Genomic DNA, 17226 nt, shown 5'->3' with positions numbered 1-17226 from the left:
AGAAAACAAATGATAAAACCTTGGATAAGTTTGACGATTCCGGCTCAGGCCGAATATATCGATATGGTCAGATTGGCTCTTTTTGGCTTTGCAAATAAAGCAGGCTTCACCTATGAAGACATCGAAGATATGAAAGTGGCCGTAACCGAGGCCTGCAACAATGCCGTACTCCATGCCTATGAGGATGGACAAGCAGGCGTGATCGAAGTTGTGTTTGAGCATATAGAAGATATGATTCATATTCGGATCAAAGATTCGGGAGAAAGCTTTCCGTACAATCCAGCGGTGAATAAAGCGGCCTCTCTGCACAACAGGCCGTTAAGCGAAGCGAATGCTGGAGGTCTCGGCATCTACTTGATGCATGCATTAATGGACCAGGTTGAAGTACGAACCGAATTAGGCACCGAGGTGATTCTCACCAAGCGCATTGGTAGGAAAGAGGAGATGGCATGAATTCAGATGCAGCCTGCCTGAACCAACAACAAACGATTGATTTAATGAACCAATATAAGGAATCCAGTTGCAACGATGCTGCAACTGCCCTATTGACCCATTATGAGTCCATTGTGAAAATAGCTGCGGCCAAAATGTCGCGCAACCGGCCTGATCTGTACGAGGATCTGTATCAGGTCGGCCAATTGTCCATGCTCCGTCTGTTCAAGCAATTTGACCGTTCCAAAGAAATTCCGTTTGAAGGCTACGCGATGAAGAGCATTATCGGTCATCTTAAAAACTATTTGCGCGATAAATCATGGTACATACAAGTGCCAAGGCGTATCAAAGAAAAGGGCCTTCTCATTCAGAAGGCCATCGATCAACTGACGACCGAGCTCGAACGCTCGCCGAAAATCGATGAGATTGCGCGTCGTCTGGAGCTCTCCGAGGAGGAGACGATCGAGATTTTGTCCTCGCGCGAATCCTATCATTACGTCTCGCTGGATACACCGCTATCCAGCGAAGCGGATAGTGCAACGATTGGCGACGTCATCGGCGATCAGCAGGACGATTACGGTCTCGTCGAGAAACGACTGGATCTAGAAGAAGCTCTCGCCCATTTGAAGGATGAAGAGCGGACGGTGCTCGTCCTGGCCTATCAGCACGGGCAGTCGCAGCGTGATATTGCAGATCAGCTAGGCGTCTCGCAAATGAGCGTGTCCCGCTTCCAGAAGCGCGCGCTGGAGAAGCTGAAGCGGCTGCTTCAGGATCGGACGGAAAGTACGGATGGCTGATACCTAGCGGCATTAGCCTTTTATGAGAGAAGGCTAGCACTCGTTCCCAATAACGAGGCTAGCCTTTTTTTCATGAGTTTATAGATTGGATAAAAGGCTGTCCTTTCTTTAGAACTCGCCTTCCTGTTGATGGCAGGTTCTCCGTCCCTATACATGGAAGTACTCCTTGCTCGTTGAAAGCTTATTGCATGACCTGTCTGGCAGTTTCTCGCCGCAAAAAAACCGGAGGCTCTGTCCCCTCCGGTTTGCTGGCTTATTATGAAAGTTAGTTGGCCGATGATTTGAGTTGTTCTTTGATTTCATCTTTACTCGAAGCCAAAGAATCTTTAATATGCTGATTCGATTCCTTCGCATGATCGGCGAGCCCGCTAACTTCTTCTTTCACATCTGCAACAAGCTCCTTCGTCTTGCTGCCAACGGTCGACGCAATTTCTTGCGTTCTCGTGCCTACTGTAGAGGCGAGCTCCTGCGTTTTACTGCTGAGCGTTTGAACCTTGTTGGAAATATCCTCCCGCAGCTCAGCACCCGATTTAGGGGCCAGCAGCAGTCCTGCCGCCGCGCCTACCGCAGTTCCGATAAGTGTTCCGAGTAAAATTCCGTTACCTGTGTTTTCCTTTGGCATGTGATATCTCTCCTTTTTTTAACTTGATTCATTGATCATAAGGTCAATAACCTCTTGATTGGTATTAACCTCATATGGACATTTTGAAACAAGAAAACGAAAAAAACCGGGACATATTGTCCCGGTCTCATTGGCTATTTATTGGTTTGTTAAAAACCAATAAATAAGCGGTATTCGTTAATAGATATTGATCGTATTCCTTATCTTTACTCCTTACCCTTTCAAGAAACCTTATGCTCGATCCGCAGCTTGTCGGCAACCATCGCGATGAACTCAGAGTTCGTCGGTTTTGATTTGCTAATATTGATCGTATAACCGAATAAATGGCTGATGCTGTCGATGTTGCCACGTGTCCAAGCAACTTCGATCGCATGGCGGATGGCACGTTCAACGCGGGAAGGCGTCGTTTTGAATTTTTCTGCGATTGCCGGGTAAAGCGTTTTGGTGATGGCGCCAAGAATTTCGATATTGTTGTAAACCATCGTAATGGCTTCGCGAAGATATTGATACCCTTTAATATGTGCAGGAACTCCGATTTCATGAATGATGCTCGTAATGTTCGCGTCGAGGTTTTTGCCTTTCGCGAGCGGAACGACATTCGATTTGATCGTTGTCGAGTTGGAGCCGTAGGAAGCCGTCGAAAAAGCCGAGTTGCCGACGAGCTGACGAATCCGGTTAGCCAGTATTTCCATGTCAAAAGGTTTCAAAATATAGTACGAAGCGCCAAGCTGTACTGCTTTTTGCGTAATATTTTCTTGACCAAATGCCGTCAACATAATAATTTTAGGCATAGTCGGCAAATTCATTTCCTTCAAACGTTCCAGTACACCAAGTCCATCCAAATGAGGCATGATAATATCGAGAATAAGCACATCCGGAATCTTGCCCGTCTCTTCAAGGTGAGCCAAAACTTCTTCTCCGTTGTACGCGACTCCGCATACGCTCATATCATTTTGTTCTGATATGTACTCCGATAACAGGTTAGTAAATTCACGGTTGTCATCTGCCAACAATACTTCGATCTTGTGCAAGGTCTGGTCCTCCCTTAAATGGTTAGAATAAAATCATGATTACCTTCCCCTAGTTGTCTTGCTTAAAGGTTTCGACATGCTAAATCAAATTCCTTCTGTCGAAAATTATTTCTCTTTATTTTTTTACCGTTTTTCGTTATAATAAATAATTTATTACATTTATTGATTTCGTTCGTACAATTTCGACACCTTTAGCGTGCGATTGTCGTTTTGCCCCTTAAAAAGAAAACCGCTGATGGCTGTAATTAAGCCATCAGCGGTCATCTATATTATGCGGCCGTACCGGTCGCAGAAGGTTTATTTTCGGTTTTGGATTCATTCGATTTCATCAATACTCCTGCATCCTGCAGCATCCATTCAATGAAACAGCCATAACCGGAGGATGGATCATTTACGAATACATGAGTAACTGCGCCGACCAATTTTCCATTCTGAATAATTGGACTGCCAGACATGCCTTGGACGATGCCGCCTGTCTTATCGAGCAGTCGTTTATCCGTAATTTTAATGACCATGCCTTTGGTGGCAGGAGCCGGTTGTTTCGTTACATGGGATATTTCGATATCGAACCGCTCCACGCGTTGTCCGTTCACGACGGTTAATATTTGAGCGGGCCCTTCTTTTACTTCTTCAGCAAAACTGACGGGAATCGATTTGTCACTGTAGCTGTGATTGGGATTCTCGTGCATTTTACCAAAAATGCCAAACGGCGTATTCCGTTCAATGTTGCCTAACACTTTGCTGTCTTTAACAAAGTTAGCCCGTTTCTCCCCTGGATCACCATTTTGGCTTTTATTAATGGAAGACACGTTTGACTGCAGGATTTGCCCTTCACCGACCTCGATAGGCGTCTGTGTGTCCATATCGGTAATGACATGGCCTAGTGCGCCATATACGCCTTGTTCAGGGGCATAGAACGTTAATGTACCTACACCTGCCGCAGAGTCGCGGATATAGAGGCCAAGCCTCCAGTTGTGTTCTTGAGCGTCCATAACCGGGTTCAGCTGCGTCTCGGCATATGTGCCGTTTCGTTTGTAAGTAATTGCTAACGGCCGATGCGCATTACCCGCTTGTTCCACCAAATCGGCAATTTTACGTACTTCATTAATGGACTTTCCATCAATCTTCACAATAAGATCGCCTAAACGCAAACCTGCTTCTTCTCCCGGCGATTTCTTCGCGCCATTATCAGATAAAACTTGATGATGACCTACAACTAAAATGCCAGCTGATTTTACTTTAACACCAATCGTTTGACCGCCTGGAATAACTCTTAAATCAGGCATCACATTCACTTTGACGGTTTTGAATGGGATTTTACCAAATAATTTCACTTTCATGCTTGTTGTGCCGCTGTGATGCGGCTGAAGCGACAACGGTTCATTCAGGTTCACGGACAGTGATTGATTCTTTGATCCGTTAACTTGAAGCATATGTGGGTCCACCGTTACTTCGGCATGTACAGGTACTCCATATTGTAGTCGTTTCAATTGGCCGGAGAATAAACGGAGTTCATTCGGAAATGCGGCAAAATGCTGAAACGGTGCGGAGAGCCCGACCATGCAGACGAAGAAGACGAGAACCAGGCCAAACCATCTCTTCCTTGGGCTGGAGTTCAATGATTTCACGCTCCCTGTTATTCCATCGCATGACGAGAAAGGCATTGTCGCCATTGGCGTACCTTTAAGTTACCCTGCACCGTTCGTTTTATGACCGCAAAAACATTCCCTGAATGCCTTCCATTAGGCTCCTTTCTGCCGGCTCGCCAAATCAAGCATTTCTTGTGCGTGATGCCGAGTTTTTTCCGTTACTTCCACACCGCCCAGCATTCGGGCAAGTTCCTCAATTCGAGTGTTCAAATTAAGCATCGCTACAGAAGTACAAGTTCTTTGTCCAACAATCTGCTTGCTTATTTCATAATGATGATCCGCCATGCAAGCAACTTGAGGCAAATGGGTAATCGAGAAAATTTGGCAACGTGAAGAGAGCTGTGACATTTTCTCTGCGATTGCTTGTGCAGCGCGACCGCTAACGCCGGTATCAACTTCATCAAATATAAGAACAGGAATTTGATCGATTTCAGCGAATATTGATTTCAGCGCCAGCATAATACGCGACATTTCACCGCCAGAAGCAATCTTGCTTAGCGGCTTCAGCGGTTCGCCAGGATTGGTGGAAAGCATAAATACCGCTTCATCCATGCCGTTGCTGTTTAATTGTACAAGCCCTAACGTGTTCTGCGTATTATTCCCGCCGATTCTTTCCATATGTACGCAGAATATCGTGTTGTTCATCTGCAACTGCTTAAGCTCGCTTTCAATCGATTCGGAGAGCCGTTTGGACGCATGTGCCCGCAGCTGTGAAAGTTCCGTTGCAAGCTCCACTGCACGCTCATACAAAACTTGCTGCTCTTGGCGCAACTTCTCTAGATATTCGTCGCGGTTTTCAATCTTGTCGCGCTCCAGCGATGTCTTCTCTAAGTAAGCAAGAATGTCGGGAATGGATTCCCCGTATTTGCGCTTCAAACTATGGATCAGATCCAGACGATCGTCAATCATGGCGAGCTGTTCCGGGTCGGATTCAATACCGTCGCGATAATCACGTAATTGAAATGCCGCATCCTCCGCTTGATAAAAGGCGGATTGCAGCTGTTCCAGCAGCGGAGCAACACGGCTCTGATCATAGGCTTGAATGTCTATAAGCTTGGTGATCGCTTTGCTAAGCGCATCCAGCCCTTTGCCCCCATGAAGCAAATTGTATGCCTCGGAGACACTATCCATCCGTTTTCCAGCGTATTGAAGCTTGCGTTTCTCTTCCGTTAAGTGCTCATCTTCGCCAGGCTTCAAGTTGGCATTCGTAATTTCCTCGATTTGAAACCGGTACAGATCAAGCATTTGCACATTATGCCGCGTCGTTTCCTCCAGCTCACGAAGATCTGCTTTCGCTTTCATTAACTGCTGGTATACTTGACGATAAGATTGTTTGCGTTCGATCAGCAAATCACCTGCAAACATGTCCAGCCATTCCATATGCTGTTCTGTCTTAAGCAGTGATTGATGCTCATGCTGACCATGAATGTTAACGAGACACTCGCCAATCTCGCGCAGCATCGTCATCGTGACGAGCTGCCCATTTACCCGGCTGCTGCTCTTCCCATGCGAGGACAGCTCCCGTCTGACGACGAGCATCTCCTCAGGAGAGGCATGCACCCCTAGACGCTCCAGCACACGCCATACCGGATGGTTGCGATTCAAGTCAAACATCGCTTCCATCTCTGCTTTGTCGCAGCCGTATCTGACCATATCTGCGGAGCCCCGTCCCCCGACGATTAAACTAAGCGCATCGATTATAATCGATTTCCCCGCTCCAGTCTCACCCGTCAACACATGAAATCCATGATGAAACGAAACGTTTACTTCTTCAATAACCGCTAAATTCCGAATGGACATCTCACGCAGCATGGTTCAAATACCTCCTAAGCATCTTGTGCTAATTTTTGATTAATTCAACAAATCCAGCAGTTTCTCCACGAGCTCGTTGCTCGTCTCTTTGTTCCGGCAAATAATAAGAATCGTGTCATCCCCGCAAATCGTTCCCATGACTTCGCCCCATTCCATATTGTCGATGAGCGCGCCAATGGCATTTGCAGTTCCGGGCAAACATTTCATGACGACCAAATTCTCTGTGAAGTCGATATGGACAAAATGATCAAGCAGTGCCCGCTTCAGCTTGTTAATCGGATTATGACGCTGCTGATCCTGAGGCAAAGCATATCTGTATTTGCCGTCTCCTGCTGGAGTCTTGATCAGCATAAGTTCCTTCATATCGCGCGACACCGTCGCTTGTGTAACCTGCAAACCCGTTTCCCTAAGCGCCTCAACCAGTTCCTCTTGCGTTTCAATCACTTGATTCGTAATTAATTCTTTAATTCGATATTGTCGGATGCCCTTCATAACATTCCTCCGTTATTTTCTATTCCCCCACCTGAAAGTGGATCGTTCGTATCGCTTTCTCCTTCACATCCACGAACAAAACACCGGCGCATTCCGGTAATAACAGTGAATAGACCAGCAGCCTATCCCTCACACCGCTGCCTGTCCAATCCATAGGCATGCGTTCTCGCGCAGTCTTTACTATATACATTGTGCCGTCAAGTTCGGCAATATAATCGATATACAATCGGCTGCCCAGCGGTTGACCATCCAGCTCGATGCCAATCGGCACCCGGTGCTTACCGGATATCACTTCGTAACCCGCCTGCTCCAAAAATGCAATATTCTCATCATTCGCTTCCAATTCTCCGCCTTTGCCAAGCGTCAAGCGATTAACCGCCAAAGGCGTATGCAGCCATCGGTAAAATGATCGGTACAGCCAAATCACAAGCAGCAAGCCAGCGACGAGCATAACGAACCATTCTCCGAACTTTCCCATATGCATCCCCCATCCCATTCGAAACCATTCTAAAAAAGTTCGATACGGATGGGCATAAATCCTGTTTTCCGAGTTCCACGCATAAAGCGAACGCGTGTTTGGTAACCCTAGTTTATCAAACGAACACCCGTTCTGTAAAGTCCAAAATGCGAAAAAAAAAGAGTCTGCGCCAACTAAGCGACAAGACTCTACAGTTTATTTTTTCTTAACGGTAAACGTCTCGCTTGCGCCTTCTACGACAGCCATGATCTGATTCTCGTCAGGCAGCGTTGCAAGCGGCCGATTCGCCCAGCTCCAATAAGCAAGAAATTCAATGTTGCCTTCCCCGCCTGTTATCGGCGAGAAGGTCAAATCCTTCAGCTCAAAGCCGATTTCCGCCGCTGCGGCCAATACGCCCCGAAGCACCTGAGCGTGAACTTTGGGCTCGCGAACGACGCCCGACTTGCCTACCTGCTCTCTTCCAGCCTCAAACTGCGGCTTAATGAGCGCAACGACACCGGAACCTTCCGTCAGCAGTGTTCCCAGCGCGGGCAAAATTAGCTTTAATGAAATAAATGACACGTCTATTGAAGCAAATGTAGGCGGCGGACCATTCAGATCGGCGGGCGTCATGTAGCGGAAATTAGTCCGTTCCATTACGTTTACCCGCTCATCCTGGCGCAGCGCCCAATCCAGCTGATTGTAGCCTACATCAATCGCATAGACGAAAGAAGCTCCGTTTTGCAGCGCGCAATCGGTGAAGCCTCCTGTTGAAGCCCCGATATCAAGCATAACGCGATCCTTCAGCTCGATTCCGAACGACTTAATCGCCTTCTCCAGCTTCAAGCCGCCGCGGCTTACATAAGGATGTACTGCACCTTTGACCCGAATCTCCGCCGTACGCGCAATTTTCATTCCGCTCTTATCGACGGGCTCGTCATCAACCAGCACCAATCCGGCCATAAGCGCAGCTTTTGCCTTCTCGCGGCTTGGATAAAAGCCCCGTTCCACGAGAAGAACATCTATTCTTTCTTTCGCTGTTGTTGTCATCGTTCTCCTCTAGCTTGCTAATGCTGGCTCGAAGCGCGCTTTTTGCGGCTCGGCAGCATATTTTTCAATTCGGCAGCAACGCGGTCAGCCGTTAACCCGACCTCTGCCTGCTGTTCTTTAATGGAACCATGTTCGATGAACTCATCAGGAATACCAATTATACGAACCGGTACGCCGTACAATCCTCGAAGCGAATAAAATTCAAGTACGGAGCTGCCGAAGCCGCCAAGCTCCGAGCCTTCTTCCAGCACGATAACCGGTTTACCTTCTTCCTCAAGCCCGAGCAGCAGCTGCTCATCCAGCGGCTTAATAAATCTGGCGTTGACAATTCTAATGTTCAACCCGTCCCGCTTCAAAAGCTCCGCCGTATCATGGGCTACTTGCAGCATTGGCCCAATAGCCAAAATAACGGCCGAATCGCCTTCTCTTACCGTTTCCCATTGTCCGATCGGCAAAGGCAGAAGCTCTTTGTCCATCTGTACACCGAGTCCACTGATACGCGGATAGCGAATCGCAATAGGCCCTTCGTTGTAATCAAGCGCCGTTTTCATCATTCTGCGAAGCTCATTCTCGTCCTTAGGCATCATAATGATGAGATTCGGAACATGACGGAGGAACGCAATATCGTAAACACCTTGATGCGTGTCGCCGTCTGGTCCGACAAACCCTGCCCGGTCAATTGCAAATACGACATTGGCGTTCTGACGGCAAATATCATGCACAACCTGATCGTAAGCACGCTGCAAGAAAGTCGAATAAACCGCATAGACCGGCTTCAATCCTTCCATAGCAAGCGCTGCCGACATTGTAGCGGCATGCTGCTCGGCAATGCCGACATCGATCATCCGCTCCGGAAAGCGATCAGCGAACTTCAGCAAGCCAGAGCCGCCCGGCATGGCTGGCGTTATGGCAACGATCCGGCTGTCTTTTTCCGCCAGTTCAATAAGGGTGTTGCCGAATACTTCCGTATACATCGGCGGACCAACTGCCTTGAGCATCTGTCCGGATTCGATTTTGTAGGAGGTAGCTCCATGCCATTTGAAGGAATCTTCTTCCGCTGGGGTATACCCTTTTCCTTTAACCGTAATGACGTGAACGAGCACCGGTCCTTCGATTGAATCCGCTTGCTTCATTAGTTCAAGCATTTGATCAATATCATGTCCGTCAACCGGACCCAGATAAGTAAGACCGAATTGTTCGAATAAAATGCCGCTGACGAGCAAATACTTCAAGCTGTCCTTGAAGCGTTCCGCTGTTTTAGCCAGCTTGCCGCCGATAGCCGGTATTTTATTCAGGAAATGCTGCAATTCATCCTTAGCCTTCTGATAATGCCGGTCTGTACGGATTTTGCTCAAATAATGATGCAATGCGCCAACATTGGGCGCGATCGACATCTCATTGTCATTAAGCACGACGATCAGATTTTTCTTCTCGTCTCCAATATGGTTCAGCGCTTCCAGTGCCATGCCGCCCGTAAGAGCGCCATCGCCGATTACAGCTACGACCCGGTTGCTCTCGCCCTTCAAATCTCTGGCAAGCGCCATTCCCATTGCCGCAGACAAAGAAGTACTGCTATGGCCGGCTTCCCATACATCATGCTCGCTCTCCGAGCGTTTGGCGAAACCGCTTAACCCTTTATATTTGCGCAGTGTATCAAACCGGTCCATTCGACCGGTCAATATTTTGTGAACATAAGATTGGTGGCCCACATCGAAAATAAACTTATCCTTCGGGCTGTCAAACAAATAATGGAGCACAAGCGTAAGCTCCACTACACCCAGGTTAGGAGCGAGATGACCGCCCGTAGCAGAAAGCTTTTCGATCAGAAACTGGCGAATTTCTTCAGCCAATTGCTCTAGCTCCTGGATGGTGAGACCTTTCAAATCCTGAGGTCCGTTAATGTGGTCAAGCAGCACGTTACTTCCTCGCTTTCTGGAATGCATCCTGCATTCCATTGTCCAAAGACGTCGAATAATGCAATAATTATAACATATTGCTTATTCTTTTCCCAATCGACGCTTCGGGAATCTATCCATTAAAAATCCCGTTGTACCAAATAATCGGCGATTTCAAGCAGCCGCTGCGGCATTGCGAGCTCTGCGTCCAGTACGGCCGCTTTCGCTTCGCGGGTCAGGCGCTTCACTTGCGCCTTGCTCGCCTCAATGCCAATCAAGTATGGATACGTTACTTTCTGCTGCGCGACGTCGCTGTTCGTTTTTTTGCCCAGCTTCGCCTCATCACCGATCAAATCAAGAATGTCGTCCTGGATTTGAAACGCAAGGCCGATATTGCGGCCATATTGCTCCAGCAGCTTCAGTTGGTTTTCTGTAGCTCCTCCAACCCTTGCGCCTGCCTTAACGGAGAATACGACCAAATCACTCGTTTTATGCAAATGAATATACTCAAGATCTTCAATTGAGGTGATACCCTGCTCGCCCAATATATCGGCAACTTGGCCTCCGACCATACCGCTTGCCCCGGAAAACATCGCCAAATCTTCAACGATATCTAACGCAACCTGAGGATCTAACCGCCCTTTGCGGGCTGCCTGCGGGATCAAGTGAAAGGCATGGGTCAGGAGTGCATCCCCGGCTAAAATCGCCATCGCTTCTCCGAACACTTTATGATTTGTCAGCTTGCCGCGGCGATAATCGTCGTTGTCCATTGCAGGCAAATCGTCATGGATAAGAGAGTACGTATGGATGCATTCGATAGAGCCTGCAATCGACAGAGCGTTCTCTGCTGCCTTTGCATCCCCTTGTATCGCTTCAGCTGCAGCAAGTACAAGCGCAGGCCGGATACGTTTGCCCCCCGCCTCAAGCGAATACATCATCGACTCGCGAAGCAGGCCGGGTACATCCCATTCCGCAGGAAGCGCCGTTGCCAGCGTTTGCTCGACGAGCGACGCGCATTGATTTAAGTAGGACTTGATTTCAGTAACGTCGCTCAAAATGATTCCCCTTTATCTTCGTTTACCGGAGCAAACGTTTTTTTCTGAAAGCCTTGCTCGCTTTCGATCAGAAGCTCGATTTTCTTTTCCACTTGCTCAAGCTTTCCACCGCAAAGCTGGGACAACTTCATGCCTTGCTGAAACAAATCAATTGCCTTTTCCAGAGGTACATCGCCGCTCTCCAGCTGTTCCACGATTTGCTCCAACTGCTCCATCGCTTCTTCAAAGCTAAGCTCATTCGCTGCTTCCATCGTTTCCCTCTCCTTTCATCGACCAGACATGGCAGTCCAGTTGACCGTCCGCTACTTTTACTTTAATCAAATCACCCGGCTGAACCTGCCCGATCGATTTGATCAATCGTGATTCCTGTTCATCATATACGAGACTGTAACCTCTGGACATAACCTTCAACGGGCTTAATGCATCCAACTGACGGATATTGCCATGAAGCTGCAGTTTTTTCACTTTAACAGCCGCACTCATTGCCTGTTCCAGCCTTTTCGCGGTTGCTTGCAGCCTATTTGTTGCAAACGCCGCTTGTTCGCCTGGATGGTTACCAGCCAAAGCCCGGTTCAACTGTTCTAACCTGTTACGGCCCTTCTCAGCCGTGCGCAGCGTTCGCTGCTGCAAAATTTCTTGCAGCCGGTCAAGCCTTTGCGCCTGTTCCAGTAAATATTTGCGCGGATGAACGAAAAAAGGTGACCTGCGCGCACGAAGCAGTCTTTCTTTTCTTGCCTGTAGCATTTTTCGAAGCGCATGCTCCAATCGTTGCTGCTGGCGGTCGATATGCTGGCGCAGCTCCGCCGCATGCGGTACGGCTAATTCAGCAGCTGCCGTCGGGGTAGCAGCACGTAAATCCGCCACAAAGTCCGAAATCGTGAAATCGGTCTCATGTCCAACTGCGCTAATAACGGGAATCGCCGAAGCCGCTATGCTTCGTGCAACCGACTCCTCATTGAAAGCCCACAGCTCTTCCAGTGAACCGCCGCCTCTACCTACAATTAATACGTCGACTTCGCCAAAACGGTTCAACGATTCAATCGCTTTCACAATAGACGGAGCAGCCTGGTTGCCCTGAACAAGCACAGGCATTATGTAAACGGGCACGGATGGATGGCGCCGTTGAAGCGTGATGACAATGTCTCGGACCGCCGCCCCTGTAGGCGATGTAATGACGCCAATCGCTTTCGGGAAACGCGGAATGGGCCGTTTGCGCGATTCGGCAAACAAGCCTTCCGTTTCCAGCTTTTTCTTCAGCTGCTCATAAGCAAGGTACAGGCTGCCAATTCCGTCCGGCTGCATAGCCGTTACATAAAATTGGTAATTCCCGTCCCGTTCATAGACCGCCACATTACCTCTAGCCATCACCTTTGTTCCTTCGCGGGGAATGAAAGGGAGACGCTGATTATGTGACGCGAACATGATACATTTCAGCCTGCTGTCCTTATCTTTAAGCGTAAAATACATATGGCCGCTGGAATGATGGGTGAAATTCGAAATTTCACCCCGCAGCCATACATCTCCGAGCAGCGAATCCGACTCCAGCTTCATCCCGATATATCGATTAATTTCTTTTATCGTGTAAATGCGAGGCTGATTCGCCATTTGAGCGTCACTCCTCGATTTTATTAGCTCTTTTCGCCGCTGTAATCGTGTTGGACATCAGCATCGTAATCGTCATCGGACCTACTCCGCCCGGTACAGGAGTAATAAATCCAGCCGTCTCCAAGCAATCCTCATAATCGACATCTCCGGCGAGCTTGCCGTCAGGCAGGCGGTTAATGCCGACATCGATGACAACCGCACCTGGTTTAACAAACTTACGTCCGATCGCTTTTGCTTTGCCGATGGCAACAACTAGAATATCGGCTTGCTTCGCAATCTCTTCCATATTCGCCGTGCGGGAATGACAGATCGTTACCGTCGCATTTTCTCTTAACAAAAGCATTGCAACTGGTTTGCCGACAATATTGCTGCGCCCAATAACGACCGCATGCTTGCCGGAAATGTCGCCGCTGCTGCGTTTAATCAGCTCGATAACGCCTGCAGGCGTACAAGGCAGCAGACTATCGTCGCCGATAACTAGGTTGCCGACGCTTTCTGGATGGAAGCCGTCAACGTCTTTATTGACGTCAATTGCATCGATAACCGCTTTTTCATTGATATGCTTAGGCAGCGGAAGCTGCACCAAAATACCGTTAATCGAAGCTTGATTGTTCAGCTTGTCGATCAAAGCAAGCAAATCGGACTCCGAAGTATCCTCCGCCAAGCGGTGAACCTCAGAGTAGAAGCCAAGCTGCTGGCATGCCTTTTCTTTCGAGCCTACATAAACTTTGGAAGCCGGGTCCTCGCCGACAAGCACAACCGCCAAGCCAGGTACGACACCTTTCTCTTTCAACGCTTCCGCGTCCCGTTTGATTTCTTCTCTAATCAAATCCGATATTTTTTTGCCTTCGATAATTTGTGCGCTCATACTTCTCTCCCCTTCTGCCGATCCGTCAATGAACGGCGATCAATGATTGGTTTCCGATTCCGATTCCGTTTCCGTTACCGCTTCCGTATCTTTCTTCACTTCTTCCAGGCTTTGCATTAGCTTGCCTAGCACGCCGTTTACGAATTTCCCCGATTCTTCCGTTCCGAAATGCTTCGCCAATTCAATCGCCTCATTAATGGAAGCTTTGTGAGGGACATCGTCGCGAAAAACCATTTCATAGCAGGCAAGGCGAAGCACCTGCCGGTCGACGCGAGACAAACGGTCTACCTGCCACCCCGTCAAATGCTGCTGCAGCATATCGTCAATGGCCGCTTTCCGTTCCGCTACCCCGTTTACGAGTTCGCGTACGTAGCTGTCCGTATTTTCATTCTCTACAAATTCAGCGCCAATCTCGTTCTCGGAGCGCGCTTCTTCCATTAGCATTTCAATTGCTTCAGCCGCCGTTACTTCATTCATTTCCATTTGATATAGACTGGATACCGCTATTTCTCTTGCTAATCTTCGTTTCATACAACCTCCATGGCATTTGAGCTGTGCCTCGCTGAATTAATTCTTCTCTAGCACCAAAAAAAAAACTATGATCTCCTCCCTGCCCGAAAACTGGCGGCATTCCGGCTTCCGGAGTACGGAGGAGACCACAGGATCATCTAAACGGTCTGTATCTTTCCATCAACCAATTCCAAATCCGCTGCCATTGGAATATAGGTTCTTCCCGCAAATCCTTGCGTTTGCCAATCCAATATCCGATCGAGACGAGCAGTATGAAAAACAGCATGTCCCAGAAGCCGGCAAACAAATACACGAATCCGAAAAAAAGTCCAGCCGCTGCGCCGACCGTACGTTTCCCATAGGTTGCCCAGAACTCTCTCCACATCGGCAAATCCACCTCTATTCCACTCGGCTCTTAATCGTACCGGATTGGATGACATTTGCGACAAAGACGGCAACATTGGTCACCGGTATGCCCGCAATATCCTCGACATGCTCTTTAACAGCACGCTGAATCTCCTCGGTCAACGCCGGAATCGAGCTTTCTCCATCAACTACCGCTCGCAGTACGATATCCAAGCCAGCATCCGTTGCCCGGATACGCGCCTTCAAATCTTTTACACCGCGATGCTTGGAAGCTGCCTTCAGAGCAAGATTCTCGATGGTGTCGATGGAAATGCGAATGTCGCCAAAATCGGTGCGCTGGTCGATAGACGGCGCAGCAGCTGATCCGCGATACAACGATACAAAAAAGAAACGGAGGCTCATGAGCAACAGAAGCAATCCGATGACTATGACCGTAATTTGAATGGAAGAAATGCGATACATATTATCAACAATACCGTTCAAATCTTCGATAGATATCCATTTAAATCCGATGCATGCGATAAAAACGGATAATGCGCCAACAATGATGCTGTATAAAAACAAAAGCAGCTTGTCCACGATTCTGATCAACGAAACGCCTCCTTTCGTCTGAGCGAATGAAAACCCCCTTGCGCGAATGCGGCATGCCCATCACGAGGGGGTAATAATCAATTCTGTACCTGCTATACTATTTCACGCGCAGATGGCTGTCTTCTTCTTCCGGTTTCTCCGCTGCCTTGAAATGGACGTCATGAATATGTACGTTCACTTCAATGACATGAAGACCTGTCATCATCTCAATCGAGTGCTTTACATTGCGTTGAATTTCCGAGGCGATTTCCGGGATTCGGTTGCCGTACTCCACGATAATCGAAACATCAACCGCAGCTTCACGCTGTCCGACTTCTACTTTCACACCTTTGGACAAGTTTTTGCGTCCGAGGAGCTCAGCAATACCGCCTGCCAACCCGCCGCTCATTCCTGCTACGCCCTTGACTTCAACGGCAGCTAGTCCAGCAATGACTTCGATAACTTCCGGTGCGATTTGAATCGTGCCAATGTCCGTCTTCTCATAATCTGCAGCAATCGTATTCATGATGGTTGTACACCTCCCTAAAGTTGCGCGCTCTCAGCCTGTCAAAGCCAAGTGTTGTCTACCGCATCTTATTTCTATACTATAACATTCGACGCGAATTATGACAAACAGTTGTCCGGCTTAGATTTCGTGCTCTTCCAAAAACTTAATGTCGAAGTCGCCTTCAACAAATTTGGGGTGATTCAGAAGCTTCAGATGGAACGGGATTGTCGTCTTAATTCCTTCGATTGCGAATTCGGAGAGCGCTCTTTTCATCCGCGCAATCGCTTCTTCACGCGTTCTGCCCCACACGATCAGCTTGGCGATCATCGAATCATAATGCGGTGAGATCGTGTAACCCGGATATACCGCGCTGTCGACCCTTACCCCGGTTCCTCCTGGCGGAAGATAGAACGGAATATGACCGGCCGAAGGCATGAAATTACGTTCGGAATCCTCAGCGTTGATCCGGCATTCAATAGCCCAGCCATTGATTTGCAAATCCTCTTGTTTAAAGGATAATGGATTACCCTCTGCAACAGAGATCATCTCTTTGATGAGATCGACGTTTGTAATCATTTCGGTAACGGGATGCTCAACCTGAATCCGGGTGTTCATTTCCATGAAATAGAAATTACCGTCCGGCCCCAGCAAAAACTCCAGCGTGCCTGCTCCCGAATAGTTAACTGCAAGTGCAGCACGAACAGCTGCTTGGCCCATCTCTTCGCGTTGCTCCGGCTTCAGCACGGCGCATGGCGCTTCCTCAACGAGCTTCTGACGACGGCGTTGTACCGAGCAGTCACGTTCAAACAAATGAACCGCGTTGCCATGCTTGTCAGCCATAATTTGAATTTCGACATGCTTCATGCCGGTCAAATATTTTTCCAGATAGACGCCTGCATTGCCGAAAGCCTTTTGCGCTTCCTGCTGAGCCGTCGTAATTTGCTGGACAAGTGCCGATTCGTCATCGGCTATGCGAATGCCTTTGCCTCCGCCGCCAGCAGTCGCTTTGATGATGACAGGATAACCGATGCTGCGTGCAACTGCAATCGCTTCGTCCATGTCTTCAACCAGGCCGTCAGAGCCTGGAATAACGGGAACGTTCGCGGCTTGCATCGTCTTTTTGGCAACCGCCTTGTCACCCATCTTGCTGATGGCTTCCGGCGAAGGGCCAATGAACGTAATGTTGCATGATTCGCAGATTTCAGCGAAATCCGCATTTTCGGCAAGGAAGCCGTAACCCGGATGAACCGCATCGCATTCTGTAATCGTCGCAACGCTCATCAGGTTAGTCAAATTCAAATAGCTGTCCTTAGAGGCAGTAGGCCCAATGCAATACGCCTCGTCTGCCAGACGAACATGCAGCGAATCGCGGTCGGCTTCGGAATAAACCGCAACCGTCGAGATTCCAAGCTCTTTACAAGCCCGAATAATCCGAACCGCAATCTCGCCGCGATTGGCGATTAATACTTTTTGAAATTTCACGTAGTTACTCCTTTCAGGCGACAGA

The 17226-nt window shown here is 48.5% G+C and carries 19 protein-coding genes; 2 read left to right on the top strand and 17 right to left on the bottom strand.

Annotated elements, in window-relative coordinates; all coding sequences use genetic code 11:
* The first annotated feature begins 9 nt into the window (after positions 1–9).
* Together rsbW and IEX98_RS03715 are read left to right on the top strand one after the other, a co-directional pair.
* On the top strand, positions 10–453 hold the full coding sequence (gene rsbW / locus IEX98_RS03720; protein WP_188887560.1) for an anti-sigma B factor RsbW: 444 nt from the start codon (positions 10–12) through the stop codon (positions 451–453).
* Positions 450–1229, top strand: coding sequence for a sigma-70 family RNA polymerase sigma factor (locus IEX98_RS03715; RefSeq protein WP_188887559.1), 780 nt, complete (start codon positions 450–452; stop codon positions 1227–1229). Before rsbW ends, IEX98_RS03715 begins: the two co-directional genes overlap by 4 nt.
* 265 nt (positions 1230–1494) lie before the next feature.
* Here the strand turns inward: IEX98_RS03715 and IEX98_RS03710 are convergent, their stop codons facing one another.
* From IEX98_RS03710 to accC, 17 genes are all read right to left on the bottom strand, one after another.
* Entirely contained in the window at positions 1495–1851 is a 357-nt protein-coding gene (locus IEX98_RS03710) for a YtxH domain-containing protein (RefSeq protein WP_188887558.1), read from the bottom strand.
* Positions 1852–2072: 221 nt separating this feature from the next.
* Positions 2073–2882 (bottom strand): sporulation transcription factor Spo0A, encoded by an 810-nt coding sequence (gene spo0A, locus IEX98_RS03705; protein ID WP_188887557.1) that lies wholly within the window; start codon positions 2880–2882, stop codon positions 2073–2075.
* Positions 2883–3151: 269 nt separating this feature from the next.
* The gene (gene spoIVB, locus IEX98_RS03700) at positions 3152–4501 is read right to left on the bottom strand and encodes a SpoIVB peptidase (protein ID WP_188887958.1); all 1350 of its coding nucleotides are present in this window, start codon (positions 4499–4501) and stop codon (positions 3152–3154) included.
* Positions 4502–4624: 123 nt separating this feature from the next.
* Positions 4625–6343 (bottom strand): DNA repair protein RecN, encoded by a 1719-nt coding sequence (recN, locus tag IEX98_RS03695; protein ID WP_188887556.1) that lies wholly within the window; start codon positions 6341–6343, stop codon positions 4625–4627.
* 39 nt (positions 6344–6382) lie between these two features.
* Positions 6383–6835 (bottom strand): transcriptional regulator AhrC/ArgR, encoded by a 453-nt coding sequence (gene ahrC, locus IEX98_RS03690; RefSeq protein WP_188887555.1) that lies wholly within the window; start codon positions 6833–6835, stop codon positions 6383–6385.
* A 19-nt stretch (positions 6836–6854) separates the two neighbouring features.
* Positions 6855–7313, bottom strand: coding sequence for a hypothetical protein (locus IEX98_RS03685; protein WP_188887554.1), 459 nt, complete (start codon positions 7311–7313; stop codon positions 6855–6857).
* 195 nt (positions 7314–7508) lie between these two features.
* Complete coding sequence (locus IEX98_RS03680; RefSeq protein ID WP_188887553.1) at positions 7509–8342, bottom strand: TlyA family RNA methyltransferase; 834 nt, start codon at positions 8340–8342, stop codon at positions 7509–7511.
* Between the two features lie 17 nt (positions 8343–8359).
* Positions 8360–10258 carry a 1-deoxy-D-xylulose-5-phosphate synthase gene (dxs, locus tag IEX98_RS03675; protein ID WP_374705311.1) on the bottom strand — a complete coding sequence of 633 codons (1899 nt, stop codon included), beginning with the start codon at positions 10256–10258 and terminating at the stop codon, positions 8360–8362.
* A gap of 119 nt (positions 10259–10377) precedes the next feature.
* Positions 10378–11292: a polyprenyl synthetase family protein gene (locus tag IEX98_RS03670; RefSeq protein WP_374705310.1), complete on the bottom strand. Its 915-nt coding sequence runs from the start codon at positions 11290–11292 to the stop codon at positions 10378–10380.
* Entirely contained in the window at positions 11289–11543 is a 255-nt protein-coding gene (gene xseB / locus IEX98_RS03665; protein ID WP_042162673.1) for an exodeoxyribonuclease VII small subunit, read from the bottom strand. The genes IEX98_RS03670 and xseB overlap by 4 nt, the downstream gene beginning before the upstream one ends.
* A complete protein-coding gene (xseA, locus tag IEX98_RS03660) occupies positions 11527–12897 on the bottom strand; it encodes an exodeoxyribonuclease VII large subunit (RefSeq protein WP_188887551.1) in 1371 nt (456 codons plus the stop codon). Before xseA ends, xseB begins: the two co-directional genes overlap by 17 nt.
* Positions 12898–12904: 7 nt before the next feature.
* A complete protein-coding gene (gene folD / locus IEX98_RS03655; RefSeq protein WP_188887550.1) occupies positions 12905–13765 on the bottom strand; it encodes a bifunctional methylenetetrahydrofolate dehydrogenase/methenyltetrahydrofolate cyclohydrolase FolD in 861 nt (286 codons plus the stop codon).
* A 39-nt stretch (positions 13766–13804) separates the two neighbouring features.
* Positions 13805–14296 (bottom strand): transcription antitermination factor NusB, encoded by a 492-nt coding sequence (gene nusB, locus IEX98_RS03650; RefSeq protein ID WP_188887549.1) that lies wholly within the window; start codon positions 14294–14296, stop codon positions 13805–13807.
* A 133-nt stretch (positions 14297–14429) separates the two neighbouring features.
* Positions 14430–14660 (bottom strand): DUF2273 domain-containing protein, encoded by a 231-nt coding sequence (locus tag IEX98_RS03645; protein ID WP_052350447.1) that lies wholly within the window; start codon positions 14658–14660, stop codon positions 14430–14432.
* 14 nt (positions 14661–14674) lie between these two features.
* On the bottom strand, positions 14675–15232 hold the full coding sequence (gene amaP, locus IEX98_RS03640) for an alkaline shock response membrane anchor protein AmaP (protein ID WP_188887548.1): 558 nt from the start codon (positions 15230–15232) through the stop codon (positions 14675–14677).
* Positions 15233–15329: 97 nt separating this feature from the next.
* Positions 15330–15737, bottom strand: a complete 408-nt coding sequence (locus IEX98_RS03635) for an Asp23/Gls24 family envelope stress response protein (protein ID WP_042162678.1) — start codon at positions 15735–15737, stop codon at positions 15330–15332.
* 120 nt (positions 15738–15857) lie between these two features.
* The gene (gene accC / locus IEX98_RS03630) at positions 15858–17201 is read right to left on the bottom strand and encodes an acetyl-CoA carboxylase biotin carboxylase subunit (RefSeq protein WP_188887547.1); all 1344 of its coding nucleotides are present in this window, start codon (positions 17199–17201) and stop codon (positions 15858–15860) included.
* Positions 17202–17226: the final 25 nt, after the last annotated feature.

It is taken from the genome of Paenibacillus radicis (ex Gao et al. 2016), from assembly GCF_014641555.1.
GTDB classification, from domain to species: Bacteria; Bacillota; Bacilli; order Paenibacillales; family Paenibacillaceae; genus Pristimantibacillus; species Pristimantibacillus radicis.
This window is presented reverse-complemented; position numbering and strand designations above follow the sequence as displayed.